This window comes from Gammaproteobacteria bacterium (assembly GCA_028817225.1).
Classification (GTDB): Bacteria; Pseudomonadota; Gammaproteobacteria; order Poriferisulfidales; family Oxydemutatoraceae; genus Oxydemutator.
In genome coordinates this window covers 1-17,148 of sequence record JAPPQC010000011.1, presented here as the reverse complement: position 1 = coordinate 17,148, position 17,148 = coordinate 1, and the positions used below count along the sequence as shown (strand labels likewise).

Below are 17,148 nucleotides of genomic sequence, written 5' to 3'. Positions count from 1 at the left end.
CCGCGGTGGCGCAGCCACCGCGGGTTTTTTTTGCGCGCCGCGCGCCGCGCCGCCGCCGGCGCGGCGGTGTGTTACTATCCGGGCGTGATGGAACGGCCTTTCGGTTTCAGTGCGGCGTCCGGTGACGGCGGCGAATTTCCGCCGCGGTCGCAGGCGCCCGCGCACGCCTTGTTCCTGCAATGGCTGATTTTCGCCTTTGTGCTCGCGTTCATCCTGTGGCTGGCGTGGGAGCACGAACTGGTGCAGGACATTTTCCGGACCGACCCGACCAAACTGTCCATCGTCATCGCGCTGATCTTCGCCGGCGGCACCGTTCATTGCGCGCTGCGCAGCGTGTTCTTGTCGGCGCAACTGAACGAACTCGGCGCAATCACCGCCAACCCCGGCGCGCTGCGTTTTGACGGCGTGCGCCTGTCGCTCGACGGCGCGGCGCTGGCGTCGTCGCCGGTGTCGGACTACCTTGCCGGCGTTTTCCGCTGCCGCGGCGGGCCGCCCGGCGAGACCGACCGCCGCCAGTGGTCGCGCCTGGACGACATGCTCGCCGAGGAGGCCGGCGGCGCCCACGCCACCGGCTGGTTTTTCGCGCAACTGCTGATCAAACTGGGGCTGCTCGGCACGGTCATCGGCTTTATCCTGATGCTGTCCTCGATCACCGGCTCGGCGTCGTTCGAGCCGGAGCACGCGCACGAGTTGTTCAGCGAGATGACGCGCGGCATGAGAGTCGCGCTGAACACGACGCTGGTCGGGCTGCTCGGCACCATTCTGCTCGGCTTTCAGTACCTGCTGCTCGACCGCGGCGCCGACCGCCTCGTCGCCGCCGCCGCGCACTTCGCCGAAACCCACTCGTTTGCGCGGTGACGGGCGTGCGACGCGGGCGACAAACCAGGGCCGACGCGATTGACCCGTTCACCGACCTGCTGTTCAATGTGCTGCTGATCTTCACCTTCCTGTTTCTGATAGCCATCGTCTTCATGAATCCGCCCGCGCGCACCGGCGCCATAGACCTGAAGGCCGAATACATCGTCACGGTCAAGTGGCCCGACCACAGCCCCGACGACATTGACACCTGGGTGCGCGACCCCGACGGCAGGGTGGTCTGGTTTCGCAACACCGAGGACGGCTTCATGCACCTCGACCGCGACGACCGCGGCCTTTCCAACGACACCATCCGCGTGGACGGCGAGGAAGTCGTCAACCCGCTGAACCAGGAGGTCATCACCATCCGCCGCCTGGTGCCGGGCGAATACATCGTCAACCTGCACTATTACAAGTCGCTGACGGAGCAGCCGGTTACCGCCGAGGTCAGCGTCGCGCGCGTCAACCCGGCGCTCGACATCTTCTTCTACGGCAAGGTCCTGCTTGAGCGCGCCGGCGCCGAGCGCACCGCGGTGCGTTTCAACCTGGAGCGCGACGGCAGCGTCGCCGACATCAACACGCTGCCGAAGGCCCTCGTCAGCGTCCGGGCGGAAGGATGAGCGGCGCCATCGTCGGCATCACCGTGGCATACATGGCGCTCGCCGTGCTGCTGCTGAGCCTGAACATCTACTCGCGCTGGCCGCCGTGGGTCAAGATCGGCGCGGTGGCGCTGACCGGCCTTTTGTATTATGTAACCTACACATCGCTTGAATCCTTTCTCGGCTGGCCGGCGCGCGCGGCGCTGCCGCAGAAATTCATGATGCTCGCCGGCAGCATAGACGAGCCGGACGAAGAGACCGGCAGCCGCGGCGTCATTCATCTCTGGGCCGTGTCGCTGGAGGACGACCGCCTCGGCAGGGAGCCGCGCGCCTACCGCGTGCCGTATTCGCGGCAGTTGCACGGGCAGGTCGGCGCCGCGATGAAGCAGTTGCGCGACGGCATCGTGCAGGTCGGCGAGGTCGAGGCAGGGGTGCGCCGCCGCGCCAGCGGCATCGCCAGGCTGTGGGCGGAAGACGAGGTCTCGCGCATCCTGATCTACGACCTGCCGGACCCGGAACTGCCGGACAAGTAGCGGGCATGACGCACTTCGCGCGGTGGTGTCTTGTGCCGGCGGCGTGCGCCCTCGCCGCCGCCTGCGGCGGCGAGCCGCCGCGCGGCTACTTCCCGCTCGACGAGGGCCTCGCCTGGGATTACCGCGTGGTGACAAAGACGCCCGGCAAACGCACCGAAAACACCCTGCACATCGAAAACCTCGGCGAGCGGCGGGTGGGCGGCGAACTGCACCATGTCCGCAAGACCGGCACCGGCAACTACTACTACCTGCAACAACTTGATGACGGCATCGTCCGCACCGCCAAGCGCACCGTCATCGAGAAACACCCGCGCCCCGCCGAAAGCGGGCGCTTTGTGCTGAAGAAGCCGTTGCGGCCCGGCACCCGCTGGTCGTACCGCGTCAAGCCGTATCTGCTGGCGCGCCCGTTTCCGGTCGAGACCCCGCTGAAGCGCGCGTTTGACTACGAGATGCAGTGGCGGATACTCACCGCCGGCGAGACGGTGGAAGTGCCGGCGGGGCGCTTTGAGCAATGCCTGCATGTGCGCGGCGAGGCGCGGCTTGACATCGCGCGCAGCCTCAGCGTCGCGCGCGACAAAGTTGTCTTCATGACCGACGAGTGGTATGCTCCGGGCGTCGGTCTGGTGAAACTGGAACACCGCGAAATCATTGATTCAGACCAGGCCCACGGCGGCGTCGTCACAATGCATTTGACGGCGTTCAACTACTGAGGAGGCGATGATGCAAACGATGACAAGGCAGATGACAGAGCAAACGACAGAAGGCATCACGGCGCACACGACGGCGCGCATGACGGCGCGCACCACGGCGCGCACGATGGCGCGCACCACGGCGCGCACGGCGCTGCTGGCGGCGGTGCTGGCGACGGGCGGCGCCGGCGCCGGAGAAATGACCGCCGAACAGGCCGCGCAGTACATGGCGCCGTCGTTTCCGAATGTCCGCGTCGAGCGGGTGACGCCGACGCCGCTGGCGGGCGTGTACGAAGTCGTCGCCGGCGGCAGCATCTACTACCTGACGCACGACGGCGCGTTCCTGCTTTCCGGCACGCTCTACGACCTGAAAACCAGCACCGACCTGACCGAGCAAGCCTACACCGGCCTGCGCCACGCCGTCGCCGACAGCGCCCGCGCCGGCGCCGTCATCTCCTACGCGCCCGAAAAAACGCTGTACACGGTCACCGTGCTGAGCGATGTGAACTGCGGCTACTGCCGCAAATTCCACCGCCAGATGGCGCGCGTCAATGAACTCGGCATCCGCGTCAACTACCTGCTGATTCCGTTTCTCGGCCAGAAATCGCGCCGCGACGCCATTTCAGTGTGGTGCGCCGACGACCGCCGCGCCGCGTTTGAGCGCGCCAAGAACGGCGCCGCGCTTGAACAGAAAGACTGCGACCACCCGGTGGACCGCAACATGCGAATCGCCGAGACGCTCGGCGTGCGCGGCACGCCCGCCTTCCTGCTCGCCGACGGCAAACTGCTGAACGGCTACCGCACGCCGGAAAACCTGCTGGAGGAAGTCAAGCGCGCCGGCGCGCCGGTTCAGCCGGTTCATTAGGGGCGCGGTTGCGCGCGCGCACCATCAGCGACAGCGGAAACACCACCGCGAACATCAGCGCCGCCGCCGCGACGATGGACGGGCCGGACGGCGTGTCGAACACCATCGAGCCGAAGATGCCGGCGACGACCGCCGCCGCGCCGAGCGCCGCCGCCGCCGCCGCCATCGCGCCGGTCGAGCGCACCAGTTGGCGCGCCGTCGCCGCCGGGATAATCAGCATCGAGGTAATCAGCAGGATGCCGACGATGCGCAAAAACACCGCGACGACAATCGTCATCAGAAACATCAGCAGCAGGTGCATGAGAAAGGTGTTGACGCCCTCGGCGCGCGCCAGGTCCTCGTGTATCGTCATCAGCGTCAGCGCCGGCCAGTTGGCCAGCAGCAGGCCGAGGACGACGACGGCGCCGCCGTAAATCCACCAGAGGTCGTGCGCGGTGACGGTCAGGATGTCGCCGAACAGGTAGCCGTGCAGGTCAAAGCGCGTGTTGTCGAGAAAACTGACGGCGACGACGCCGACCGACAGCGCGGCGTGCGCGAGGATGCCGAGCAGCGTGTCGGTCGCCAGCACATGTTTCTGGCGCAGCCACACCAGCAGCACCGCGAACGCCGAGCACACGGCGATGGTGCCGAGATTGACGCTGAAACCGTAGAGCAGCCCCAGCGCGACGCCGAGCAGCGCGCTGTGCGCCAGCGAGTCGCCGAAGTAGGCCATGCGCCGCCACACGACGAAGCAGCCGAGCGCGCCGGCAATCAGCGCGACGCCGACGCCGGCGATCAGCGCGCGCAGCACAAAGTCTTCAAGCATGTTCGGCGCCGTCGTCCGCGCGCGCGCCCGCCCGCTCGTGGACATGGTCGTGGACATGGTGATAAACCGCCATCATCCGCGCCATGTCGTCGCCGAACAGGGCGATGAAATCCGGGTCTTTCGCGACCTCGTGCGGCTCGCCGGAGCAGCACACATGGTGAAACAGGCAGACGACGCGGCGCGTCGAGGCCATCACCAGGTGCAGGTCGTGCGACACCATCAGAATGGACATCTCGCGCTCGCGGTAAATCCGTTCCAGCAGTTTGTAGAACGCCAGTTGCCCTGAAATATCAAGGTTTTGCGCCGGTTCGTCCAGCACCAGCAGTTGCGGCTCGCCGAGCAGCGCGCGCGCCAGCAGCACGCGCTGCAATTCGCCGTCGGACAGCGCGTAGAGCGGCTTGTCAAGCACATCGCCGACCGCGGTCTCGGCGGCGGCGCGCGCCACCGCCGCGTCATCCGCCTTGCGCCGCAGCGTCAGGAAGCGCCGCGCCGAGATGGGAATCGCGCGGTCGGCGGAAAACCGCTGCGGCACATAGCCGGTTTTCAGCCCCGCGGCGCGCGCCACCGCGCCGCTGTCGGGCGCGTGAAACCCCAGCAGGCATTTCAGCAGCGTGGATTTGCCGGCGCCGTTCGGCCCGACCACGGTGATGAAGTCGCGCTCGCCGACATGCAGCGAGACATTCTGCAGCAGCGCGTGCCGCCCGCGCATGACGGTGATATTGTGCGCGCTGATTAGTGGTTTCATCGGTTGGGTCATGGCGTTTGGGGGTTGGGTCATGGCGTTTGCGGGCAAAAATGGCGTCGGGGGCGAAAATGCGATGGGCGCGATTATAGCACCGGATGCCGCCGGTTTGGGCGGAAAAACCGCTGTACAGCGCGCTTTTTCGGGGGTTGCTTGCCGATGGCGGCCCATTATGGAACAATGGCCCGGAAATCCGGGAACCGGGCATGAGGTGCAAACACATACTCTCTAATACAGCGAGAGTCTTTTACGGGTGCGCGGCGTTGCTGCTGCCGGCGCTCTCGGCGCCGCTGTGTGCGGCGCCGGCGGACTTCTCGTTTGTCGAAGATTTTCAGACGCGGGATTTGGTGGATACCGACCGCAGCCCGCTCTGGATGGCGCGCTGGACAACCGGCGGCGTAACGCTCGGCCACGCGCAATACCGCCACGCCACGCATTTCTGGACGGCAAGGGCGCGCCTCGGCAATTCTTCCGACACCGTTACCCTGATTGACGACATCGACTTGCAGGACATGAACGGCGATGGCCGTCTGGATGTCATCACCGCCAGCAACGACACCGGCATCTCGATTTATTTCATCGGCGCAATCGGCAGTCTGAGTTCCGCCCACAGCGTCTCCACGCTGGCCGCCATCCGGCCCGTCACGGTAACGACCAAGCGTTCGCGGGATATCGCCTTTGGCGATTTTGACCGAGACGGCGATATGGACATCCTCGCAGCCGACAGGCGGGCCAGGGTAAGGATGTACAGGAACGACGGAAACGGCGTTTTTACCGAGTTTCCGGTGTCCAGGGTGTTCCCCGTTGATGTGGCCGCGGAGGACATGGACGGCGACGGCGATCTGGATATCGTGGCCACCGGCAGGGGCACGACCGGGAATGTCTATGTGTACCTGAACGACGGCAGGGGCAATTTCTCGTTGCACCGCCGTTTGCCTGTCGGCACCTACACCCTCAACAGGGCGCTGGCGCTCGGCGACCTCAACGGCGACGGGCGCCCGGACATCGTCCTCGGCAAATACAGGGCCGCGAGTGTTTTCTATCTGAACGATGGCAGCGGCGGATTCGGCAGCGCACAAACACTCCGCTACGCGGGCGATGCGGCCCTGGTCAGGAGCGTCGCGCTGGGCGATGTGGACAACGACGGCGACCTTGACATCCTCGCGGGCGGGCGCCGCCGCGACACGGTGCTGTATTTGAACAACGGCGCCGGCGGTTTTGCGGACGGCAGATTTGTGCATCGCACGGGGGTGTTTGACCTTGAACTGGCGGACATGGACGGCGACGGCGATTTGGACCTTGTCGAGGGAACCAAAAACAACACCAATGTCTATCGGAACGACGGCAACGGTGTTTTTGAAACAACCGGCTCCTACCTCGGCATGAGGTCAAGAACCGTCGCGGTCGGCGATGTGAACGGCGACGGCGCCCCGGATGTGGTGATGGGCGACAGATTCACCTTGCTGGAGGCCATCAGTGTGCAGGGTTGGTCGGGGCATCCGCAAGACGCGGCGGGTGGCGTGTCGTACGACAATTCGCGCAGTTTGCTTCTTTCGCGCAAGGTCAACGGCGACGCGCCGGTGCCGCGGGTGGTTCGCTTCACCGCAGCCGCGGAGCAGCCGCTGTACACCCGGATTTATTATTACCTGACGAACAACGGCGGCGCACGCTGGTATCAGGCGTACCGCGGCGAGAGAGTGCGGTTTCTGACGCCGGGCGATGATTTGCGCTGGCGCGTCCAGTTGAGGACAAAACTGCCGTCGTTGACGCCGGTGCTGAAGCGAATCGCCATTGAGGGCGTTGAAGTGGAGCGCCACATCACGCTCAGCCAGCCGGCGCCGGTGCCCGAGGGCGGGGTTGTCCGGTTCACCGTCAGCATCGGCGCCGGTGAGACGACTTCCGACGGCGCCGTCAGCGTGGCCTGGCTTATCCGCCCAAACGGCGACGCCCCGGCTGTGCCGAGCGACTTCCGCGAACCCGGCGGCCCCTCGATGAGGGTCGCCCCCCGCGGCACCGCCGTCATTCCGAACGGCGCGCGCGAAGTCACCGTTGCCGTGCTGACCCAAGATGATCTCCGGGTGGAAACAACGGAGAGCTACACGATTGTCCTGAGCAATCCGGTGAACGCCGAACTGGCGACGACTTCCTCGCGCATCGGCTTCATCGGCATGAGCGATTTTGACAGGCTGCCGCTGCGCCCCCTCAAACTGTCCGCCGCCCCGGCCACGGTGGATGAAGGCGAAGACATCCGCTTTACCGTCGCGATCGACACGCACGCCATTTCCTGCTCGGTTTGCCATTTGTACGGCAGCGGTGATTTCGGCGTCTTCATCGGTGAGAGCCTGAAGCCGCCCGCAGGCACCGTCGCCGTGGCCTGGCGCATCAGCGGCAGCGGCGACAACCCGGCAAGCCCGTCCGACTTCGCCGGCCTTGCGGGCGAACCGATGGCCGAATTCCCGAGCGGCGTCGCCGTCATCCCGAACGACAGGCGCGAGGTAACCATCACCGTGCCGACCATTGACAACGACGCGGGCGGGGACGCGAAAACCTACGCCGTTACTCTCAGCGACCCGGGTCTGAGCGCGCGGCTGGTCGGGGCGGCGTCGCAAGGCGGTGTCATCAGAGACAACGACACGCCGCCGGCGCTGCACATCCCGGCGCCGCCGGCGTCGGTGGCCGAAGGCGCGACGCTGACTTTCACCATCGTTCTCGGCTACGACGAAACGCCCGTTGATGAAGCCGTCCGCGTGGCCTGGAACATCAGCAGCGGCGCCGACGCGCTCAGCACGGTCACCCCGCAGGACTTTGCCGACGCCGAAGGCAACCCGATGAGCGATTTCCCCGGCGGCGTCGCAGTCATCACAAGCGGCTCGGCCTCGGCGACTGTTTCCATCGCCACCTTTGACGACAACGCGAACGAGGCCACCGAAACCTACACCGTCACCCTCGGCAACCCGGCGGGCGCGGCCATCGCCTCGACCGCGACCGGTTTTGTCATCAGCGCATCCACCCGAACCGGCGCCATCAGCGACTTTGCCGACGAGACGGTTGTAACCATCACCGCTGACCGCGCCCTGGAAGACCATTTGGTCATTCCGGCGGGCACCACCGCCATTTATGACATTGCATTGCAAGACCTTGACGGCGATGACCGTCTGGATGTTGTGACCGCCGGTGAGAACGGCATTGTGGTTTATTTCAACGGCTTTCCCCGGGCGAGTTCAACGGTTGTTGCGACTGCGTATTCCCATTACCTGACCTTCGGCGACTACGACAAGGACGGCGATGTGGATATCGTGGCCGGTTCATGGGAGGGCCGGGTTCATGTGATGCTGTACAAGAACAACGGGCGCGGCGAGTTTGACAGCGGCGCCGCCATTGACTCTTCATTGTCCATCCTGCGTGTCAACGACCTTGAGACGGCGGACATGGACGGCGACGGCCATCTGGACCTTGTGCTTCCGCTGAACGGCCCGGGCGGCGGCATTGACCTTTACCGCGGTGACGGCGCCGCCGGTTTTCAATGGCAGGGCCGGGTCGGCTCTGCTTACCCCAGTTGGGATGTGTCGGTCGGGGATATTAACGGCGATGGGCGGCCCGATCTCGTGGTCGGCAAGAAGCAGAACGCAAGCGTTTACCACCTGAACCTCGGCGGGTGGCGTTTTGGCGGGGCGGTATCCCTCGGCCATGTGGGCAACAGCACGGCGCTTGGCGATGTGAACAACGACGGCCATCCGGATATCGTGATGGTGGCGCAGTTGAATCACAACAACCCGTACCTGTACAACCGCCTGCGCCTGTACCTGAACAACGGGCAGGGCGGTTTTGGCACGGGCGCGGAAATAGGCAACATCTATCCGACGGGGGATGTGGCGCTGGGCGACATGGACGGTGACGGTGATCTGGATATTGTCACGGGGACCAATCGTGACTTGGGCCTTTCGTATATCTACGCAAACCGCGGCTACGGGAACTTCGACAGAGTTGGCGCAAACCTCCGCATTCCCTATGCCCGCACAAGGGTGGTGGCGCTGGGCGATGTGGACAACAACGGCGACCTGGATATTGCTTTCGGCGGTCGTCAGGGCGACGCATTGTGGATCAAGATGAACCCGGGCGTCATGGCTGACCGCACCGCCGCCGGTCATCCTGTCGCCGACGAAGGCGACACGGCGGCCTTCACCGTCAGCCTGTCCGGCGGCGCGCCCATGGCGGATGTTGAAGTGCCCTTCACGGTGACGGGCGACCACGCCGACTACCGCATCACCGAGCCGTCCGTCCGTTCGGCGGCCATCACCACGCGCACCTCAACAGCCGCCACCGGCCTGCTGACCATCACCACCGCCGCCACCGCCGCCGCCCGGATTGTGCTGTCCATCACCGACGACCTTCTTTCCGAGGGCGACGAACCGCTGGAAATCATCCTCGGCGCCCCGCGCACATTGGCGGGCGGTGCGCGTCTTGGCGCCGCCGGCAGCGCGACCGTTGTCATCCGCGCCAGCGACCAGCCGGTGCTGAATCTCCCGGCGACGCCGCCGGCAGCAGCGGAAGGCGAGGCGGTTACCTTCACCATCAGCATCAGCGACAGCGTGTTGTCCGATGGCAGCGTTGGCGCAACCTGGAGGGTTGCCCCCGGCGGCGCCAACCCCGCGCGCCCGCAGGACTTCGCCGACGCCCGGGGCTGGGCGCAATGGCGCTACCCCTCCGGCACCGCCGTCATCCCGCGCGGTGCGCGCGAGGTTACCGTGACTGTGCCGACCTACAACGACAGAAAGGTTGAAACCACGCAAACATTTGTCATCGTCATCAGCGAACCGACCGGCGGCGCGGCTCTTGGCGCATCCCGTCAAAGCGGCACAATCGGCATGAGTGATTTTGACAGGCTCCCGATACGCTCGCTGAAGATACCCGCGCCGCCGGTTGCGGTGGAAGAGGGCGCGGCGGTTCAGTTCACCGTTGTGATAGACACGCATGCCCTGTCCTGCGCTGTGTGCCATCGCGGAATTAACGCTTACTACGGCGGCCAGGACTTCCGCGTAATCATAGACAACGACCTGAGACCGCCGCATGGCACCATTGCCGCAGTCTGGAGCATCAGCGGCAGCGGCGACAACCCGGCGCTTCCGTCGGACTTTGCCGACGCCGAAGGCAATCCGCTGCGCGAATACCCGTCCGGCGTCGCCACCATTGCGAACAGCGAGCGTTCGGTAACCGTCACCGTGCCGACCGTTGACGACGATGCAGACGGCGGCGCCAGAACTTACACCGTTACCTTGAGCAACCCCGGTTTGAGTGCGAAACTAATCGCGCCGCTGTCGCAAGGCGGTGTTATCAACGACGATGACATTCCGCCGTTGCTGCACATCCCGACGACACCGACAGCGGTGGCCGAAGGCACGACACTGACATTCACAGTCGCTCTCGACGATGGCGACACCCCCGCCGATGAAACCGCCCGCATCGTCTGGAACATCAGCAGCGGCAACGACGTGCTGAGTACAGTTGCCCCGCAGGACTTTGCCGACGCCGAGGGCAATCCGATGGCCGATTTCCCCGGTGGCGTCGCCGTTATCGCGCGTGGCTCGACCTCAACGACAGTGTCCGTGGCGACCTTTGACGACAGCGCGAACGAAGCCACCGAGACCTACATTGTCACCCTCAGCAACCCGGCGAGTGCAACCACCACTCCATCTGCCTCGACTGGAACCGCCTTTGTCATTAGCGCCACCACCCGAACCGGCGTCATCAGCGATTACGCCGACGAGACTGTCTTGACCATCGCCGCCGACCAGAGCAGTGTGGACGAAGGCGCCACCGCCACCTTCACCATCGCGCTGTCCGGCGGCGCGCCTGTGGCGGATATTGAAGTGCCTTTCACGGTGTCGGTAAGCGATGGCAGTCTTGGCCTCGCCAACGACCCGCCCGACGGGCGCATCTACGGCACTGTGCGGTCGGGCGGCAGCGATGAATATTTCATGGTCGGTGTCGCCGCCGGCACTGTCACGGCGACACTGGCTGCCACCACCGGCACCATCACCGCCATAATTGCGCTGACGATTGCCGACGACAATCTTTTCGAGGAGGCGGAGACGTTGCAAGTGCGTCTCGGCACGCTGCACACATCAGCGGGCGGCGTGCGTTTGGGCGATGCGCGCAGCGCGACTGCCACCATCAACGCCAGCGACCCGCTGGCGGTGCGCAGGATTACGCTCGACGAGGTGGCGCCGGTGGATGAGGGCGAGCCGGTAGAGTTCACGGTGCGTATTGGCGACGATGAGCCGGTGTCGGACGGCACGGTCAGCGTGGCGTGGGCCATCGGTGCCAACGGCAGAACTCATCGGAGCTGGTGGCGTAATCGCAAACAGTCCAGCGAGCCAGTGGACTTCGCTGATGCCGAAGGCAATGCGCTTGATGCTTTCCCCGCCGACACGGTGACCATCCCTGCCGGAAGACGCTCTGCTGTGGTCAGTGTGCCGACTTATGATGACATAATCCACGACGACGCTGATGAGACTTTCAGGATTACCCTGAGTAATCCGACCGGTGGAGTATTGGCGTCGCCCTTTTCGCGTGTTGGCAGGATTGAGGATCATTATCGGGATGTCTTTGAACTTCCCGTTCGCCGCCTTGACATTCCCGTGGCTCCTGAGCCGGCGGATGAAGGCGACGCTATTCGTTTCACCATCACAGCCACCCATGACCCCGGATACCGCACTTATTGCGGCCAGGAGCCGTACCCGTGTGTTCTTTTCTCTGGCGGACGGGCAAAAGAAGCAACAGGAATTTCGGAAAGAAGAAACATCTTCCTTTCCTACATGCGGAGCCGTAGTTGGGATTTGCAAACTCCTTTCATACGCAAGGCTTCTACCGGCACTGTAGTTGCACACTGGAGAATTCGCGGACGCGGGGGCAATCCGGTAGGTGTGTCGGACTTCTTCGGGGTTCCCTCTCGATATTCTTATTCCGCTTACGGCTCCATCGCAATTCCGCCCGATTCAAGTTCTGTCACGGTCACCGTGCCCATTCTGGACGATGATTTGACTGAGGGGATTGAGAGTTACGAGATTGAAGTTGGTCTTGGTGCCCCGTGGACGCCAATCCGAGGGGACTATAGTAATGCTCGGGCAGGTGGAATGGTAGCTGGCTCCATCTGGTGGGCTGCGAAAGTGACACAGTACGGCACCATCAACCCCAGCGACCAGCCTTTGCCGCTGTTGCACATCCCGACAACGCCGACGCCGGTGGCTGAAGGCACGACGCTGACCTTAACCGTTGTTCTCGGCGATGGTGAAACGCCTGCCGATGAAACCGCCCGCGTGGCCTGGAACATCAGCACCGGCGCCGACGCGCTCACCACAGTCACCCCGCAGGACTTCGCCGACGCCGAAGGCAACCCGATGACCGACTTCCCTGGCGGCGTCGCCATCATCGCGCGCGGTTCAACCTCGACGACAGTGTCCGTGGCCACCTTCAACGACAACGCCAACGAAGCCACTGAAACCTACACCGTAACCCTCGGCGACCCGGCGAGCGCAACCATCATTTCACTCGCCTCAACCGGAACTGGCGCAACCACCCTCCCGCTCGCCTCGACTGAGGCCACCTTTGTCATCAACGCCTCCACCCGAACCGGCGTCATTAGCGACCGCGCCGACGAAACCGTTGTAACCATCGCCGCCGACCGCGCCACCGCCGACGAAGGCGACACAGCGGCCTTCACTGTAAGCCTGTCCGGCACCGCTGCACGCACGGCGGATGTTGAAGTGCCCTTCACGGTAACGGGCGACCGCACCGACTACCACATCACCGAGCCGTCCGCCCGTGAGCAAACCATCACCACGCACACCTCGACAGCCGCCACCGGCCTGCTGACCATCACCACCGCCACCGCCGCCGTCCGGATAGTGCTGTCCATCACCGACGACCTTCTCTTCGAAGACGAGGAGCCGCTGGAAATAACCCTCGGCACCCCACGCATATCGGCGGGCGGCGCGCGTCTTGGAACCACCGGCAGCGCGACCGTCATCATCACCGCCAGCGACCCGCCGGTGCTGAATCTCCCGGCCACACCGCCGACAGCGGCGGAAGGCGAGGCGCTTACCTTCACCATCCGCATCAGCGGCACAGCGTCTGCGTCCGACGGCAGCATTGGCGCGGCCTGGATGATTGCCTCCGGCGGCGCCAACCCCGCGCGCCCGCAGGACTTTGCCAACGCCCAAGGCAACGCGCTGGCCAACTACCCCTCCGGCACCGCCGTCATCCCGCGCGGTGCGCGCGAGGTTACCGTAACGGTGCCGACCTTCAACGACAGAAAGGTTGAAACCACGCAAACGTTCGTCATCGTCATCAGCGGCCCGGCCGGCGGCGCTGTTCTTGCCACACCCGTCTCATTCACCATCAATGACTCGACCGGCGCCGCCACTCTCAGCGCATCCGTCCAAAGCGGCACGATAGCCATGAGTGATTTTGACAGGCTCCCGATACGCTCGCTCAAGATTCCGGCGGCGCCGGTTGCGGTGGAAGAAGGCTCGGCGGTTCAGTTCACGGTTGCGATAGACACGCATGTGCTGTCGTGCAATGTGTGCCATCGCAGAATTTCCGGCTACAGTGGCAGTCGTCTGGACTTCCGCGTATTCATAGACGACGACCTGAGACCGCCGCACGGCACGCTTGCCGCTGCCTGGAGCATCAGCGGCAGCGGCGACAACCCGGCGCTTCCGTCGGACTTTGGCGATGCCGAAGGCAATCCGTTGAGCGAATACCCGTCCGGCGTCGCCATCATAGAGAACAGCGAGCGCTCGGTAACCATCACCGTGCCGACTGTTGATGATGATGAGAATGGTGGTGTCAGAACTTACACCGTTACCTTGAGCAACCCCGGTTTGAGCGCGAAACTCATCTCGCCGCTGTCGCAAAACGGCGTCCTCAATGACAACGACCTGCCGCTGATGCTGCATATCCCGACAACGCCGACGCCGGTGGCCGAAGGCACGACGCTGACCTTCACTGTCGTTCTCAATGACGGTGAAACGCCCGCCGATGAAACCGCCCGCATCGTCTGGAACATCAGCAGCGGCGCCGACGCGCTCAGCACGGTCGCCCCGCAGGACTTTGCCGATGCCGAGGGCAACCCGTTGGCTGATTTCCCCGGCGGGGTCGCCGTCATCGCGCGCGGTTCAACCTCAACGACAGTGTCCGTGGCGACCTTTGACGACAACGCGAACGAATCCACCGAGACCTACATTGTCACCCTCGGCAACCCTGCGAGTGCAACCACCACTCCATCTGCCTCGACTGGAACCGCCTTTGTCATCAGCGCCACCACCCGAACCGGCATCATCAGCGACCGCGCCGACGAGACCATTGTGACCATCGCCGTTGACCAGAGCAGCGTGGACGAAGGCGCCACCGCCACCTTCACCGTCACGCTGTCCGGCGGCACGCCCACGGCGGACATTGAAGTGCCTTTCACGGTGTCGGTAAGCGATGGCAGTCTTGGCCGCGCCAACGACCCGCCTGATGGCCGCATCTACGGCACTGTGCGGTCGGACGGCAACGACGAATATTTCACTGTTGCCGCCACCGGCACCGCCACGGCGACACTGGCCGCCACTACCGACACCATCACCGCCGTCATTGCGCTGACGATCACCGATGACAATCTTTTCGAGAATGCAGAGACGCTGCAAGTGCGTCTCGGCACGCCACACGCCCGGGCGGGTAGCGTGCGTCTGGGCGACGCGCGCAGTGCGGCTGTCACTATCGACACCAGCGATATGAAGGCAGTGCGCATGATTACGCTTGATGAGGTGGCGCCGGTGGATGAGGGCGAACCGGTAGAGTTCACGGTGCGTATTGGCGATGATGAGCCGAGGTCAGACGGCACGGTCAGCGTAGCGTGGGCCATCAGTGCCAACGGCAGAACTAATCGAAGATGGTGGACGGATTTCAAAGAGTCCAGTGAACCAGCAGATTTCGCCGATGCCGAAGGTAATGTGCTTGACGCTTTCCCCACTGGCACGGTGACCATCCCCGCTGGAAGGCGCTCGGCTGTGGTCAGTGTGCCGACTTATGATGACATCATCCACGACGATGATGATGAGACTTTCATGATTACCTTAAGCAGTCCGACTGGTGGGGTGTTGGCTGCGCCTTTTTCGCGTGCAGGCAGGATTGAGGACCATTACCGGGACATCTTTGAAGTTCCTGTTCGCCGCCTCGACATTCCGGTGGCGCCTGAACCGGTGGATGAAGGCGACGCTGTTCGTTTCACCATCACAGCCACTGCTGACCCCCGACACCGCATTTATTGCGGTCAAGAGCCGCACCCGTGTGTTCTTTTCTCTGATGGAGAGATAATGCAGGCAAGAGGCATCCCATCAGTATGGCCCAGACGCGGAAGGGAGGTTAAAAGAGGAGAGGCAGGAGATAGGTTGATTGCCCATATGCGGAGCCGTAGTTGGGCTTTGCAAACTCCATTCATACGCAAGGCTTCTACTGGCACTGTAGTCGCATATTGGACAATTCGCGGACGTGGACCCAATCCGGTAGATACATCGTCGGACTTCTTTGGAGTTCCTACCGGTTGGCGTTATATCAACGGCTGGCATTATACCGCCTACGGCTCTGTTGCAATTCCGCCCGATTCAAGCTCTGTCACGGTCACCGTGCCCACCCTGGACGATGATTTGACTGAGGGGATTGAGAGTTACGAGATTGAAGTCCGTCTTGGTGCCCCGTACACGTCGGTCGCAATGAACGAGAGTAATGTTCGAGCAGGTGGAATGGTGGCCAGTACACATTCGGGATTTTATGCGCGGTTCGGGATTCTATGCGCGGACTGCTGGAATAATTATTGGGCACGTGGAATGGTGTCCGGTATTATAAATGAGCGTGTGGCAGTGTCACAGCATGGCACCATCAACCCCAGTGACCAGCCTGTGCCGCTGTTGCACATCCCGACAACGCCGACAACAGTGGCCGAAGGCACGACACTGACCTTCACCGTCGTTTTCGCCGATGGTGAAACGCCCGCTGATGGGACCGCTCATGTGGCCTGGAACATCAGCAGCGGCGCCGACGCGCTCAGCACGGTCACCCCGCAAGACTTCGCCGATGCCGAAGGCAACCCGATGACCGACTTCCCTGGCGGCGTCGCCGTCATCGCGCGCGGTTCAACCTCAACGACAGTATCCGTGGCCACCTTTGACGACAACGCCAACGAAGCCACCGAAACCTACACCGTCACCCTCAGCGACCCGGCGAGCGCAACCATCATTTCACTCGCCTCGACCGGAACCAGCGCAACCATCCTCCCGCTTGCCTCGACCGGGACCACATTTATCATCAGCGCCTCCACCCGAACCGGCACCATCAGCGACCGCGCCGACGAGATTGTCGTAACCATCGCCGCCGACCGCGCCACCGCCGACGAAGGCGACACGGCGGCCTTCACTGTAAGCCTGTCCGGCGTCGGCACACGCACGGCGGATGTCGAAGTGCCCTTCACGGTAACGGGCGACCGCGCCGACTACCGCATCACCGAGCCGTCTATCCGCGCGGCCATCACCACTCGCACCTCAACAGCCGCCACCGGCCTGCTGACCATCACCACCGCCACCGCCGCCGTCCGGATGGTGTTGTCCATCACCGACGACCTTCTTTTCGAAGACGAGGAGCCGCTGGAAATAACCCTCGGCGCCCCGCGCACATCGGCGGGCGGTGCGCGCCTCGGCGCCGCGAGCAGCGCGACCGTAACCATCAACGCCAGCGACCAGCCGGTGCTGAACCTCCCGGCCACACCGCCGACAGCGGCGGAAGGCGAGGCGATTACCTTCACCATCCGCATCAGCGGCACCGCGTCTGCGTCCGACGGCAGCATTGGCGCGACCTGGATGATTGCCCCCGGCGGCGCCAACCCTGCGCGCCCGCAGGACTTTGCCAACGCCCAGGGCAACGCACGATTTAACTACCCCTCCGGCACCGCTGTCATTCCGAGCGGTGCACGCGAGGTTACCGTAACGGTGCCGACCTTCAACGACAGAAAGGTTGAAACCACGC

Annotated in this window: 8 protein-coding genes; 6 read left to right on the top strand and 2 right to left on the bottom strand. The window is 64.0% G+C overall.

Translation table 11 applies throughout. The features are described 5' to 3' along the window. Window positions 1–66: 66 nt before the first annotated feature. The 5 genes from OXU50_01035 to OXU50_01015 are packed head-to-tail and all read left to right on the top strand — an operon-like array spanning window position 67 to window position 3,541. Window positions 67–858 (top strand): MotA/TolQ/ExbB proton channel family protein, encoded by a 792-nt coding sequence (locus OXU50_01035; GenBank protein MDD9868476.1) that lies wholly within the window; start codon window positions 67–69, stop codon window positions 856–858. 5 nt (window positions 859–863) lie between these two features. Beyond that, window positions 864–1,475, top strand: coding sequence for a hypothetical protein (locus OXU50_01030; protein MDD9868475.1), 612 nt, complete (start codon window positions 864–866; stop codon window positions 1,473–1,475). After that, window positions 1,472–1,987, top strand: coding sequence for a hypothetical protein (locus OXU50_01025; GenBank protein ID MDD9868474.1), 516 nt, complete (start codon window positions 1,472–1,474; stop codon window positions 1,985–1,987). Before OXU50_01030 ends, OXU50_01025 begins: the two co-directional genes overlap by 4 nt. A 5-nt stretch (window positions 1,988–1,992) precedes the next feature. Beyond that, window positions 1,993–2,697, top strand: coding sequence for a hypothetical protein (locus tag OXU50_01020; GenBank protein ID MDD9868473.1), 705 nt, complete (start codon window positions 1,993–1,995; stop codon window positions 2,695–2,697). Window positions 2,698–2,704: 7 nt separating this feature from the next. After that, window positions 2,705–3,541: a DsbC family protein gene (locus tag OXU50_01015; protein MDD9868472.1), complete on the top strand. Its 837-nt coding sequence runs from the start codon at window positions 2,705–2,707 to the stop codon at window positions 3,539–3,541. Here OXU50_01015 and OXU50_01010 read toward each other — a convergent pair. After that, the gene (locus OXU50_01010) at window positions 3,504–4,409 is read right to left on the bottom strand and encodes a metal ABC transporter permease (protein ID MDD9868471.1); all 906 of its coding nucleotides are present in this window, start codon (window positions 4,407–4,409) and stop codon (window positions 3,504–3,506) included. The genes OXU50_01015 and OXU50_01010 overlap by 38 nt on opposite strands. Then, complete coding sequence (locus OXU50_01005; protein ID MDD9868470.1) at window positions 4,339–5,103, bottom strand: metal ABC transporter ATP-binding protein; 765 nt, start codon at window positions 5,101–5,103, stop codon at window positions 4,339–4,341. The genes OXU50_01010 and OXU50_01005 overlap by 71 nt, the downstream gene beginning before the upstream one ends. A gap of 191 nt (window positions 5,104–5,294) precedes the next feature. On the opposite strand from OXU50_01005, the gene OXU50_01000 reads away from it, so the two are divergent. Then, a partial coding sequence (locus OXU50_01000; protein MDD9868469.1) for an FG-GAP-like repeat-containing protein occupies window positions 5,295–17,148 on the top strand: 11,854 nt, incomplete at its 3' end.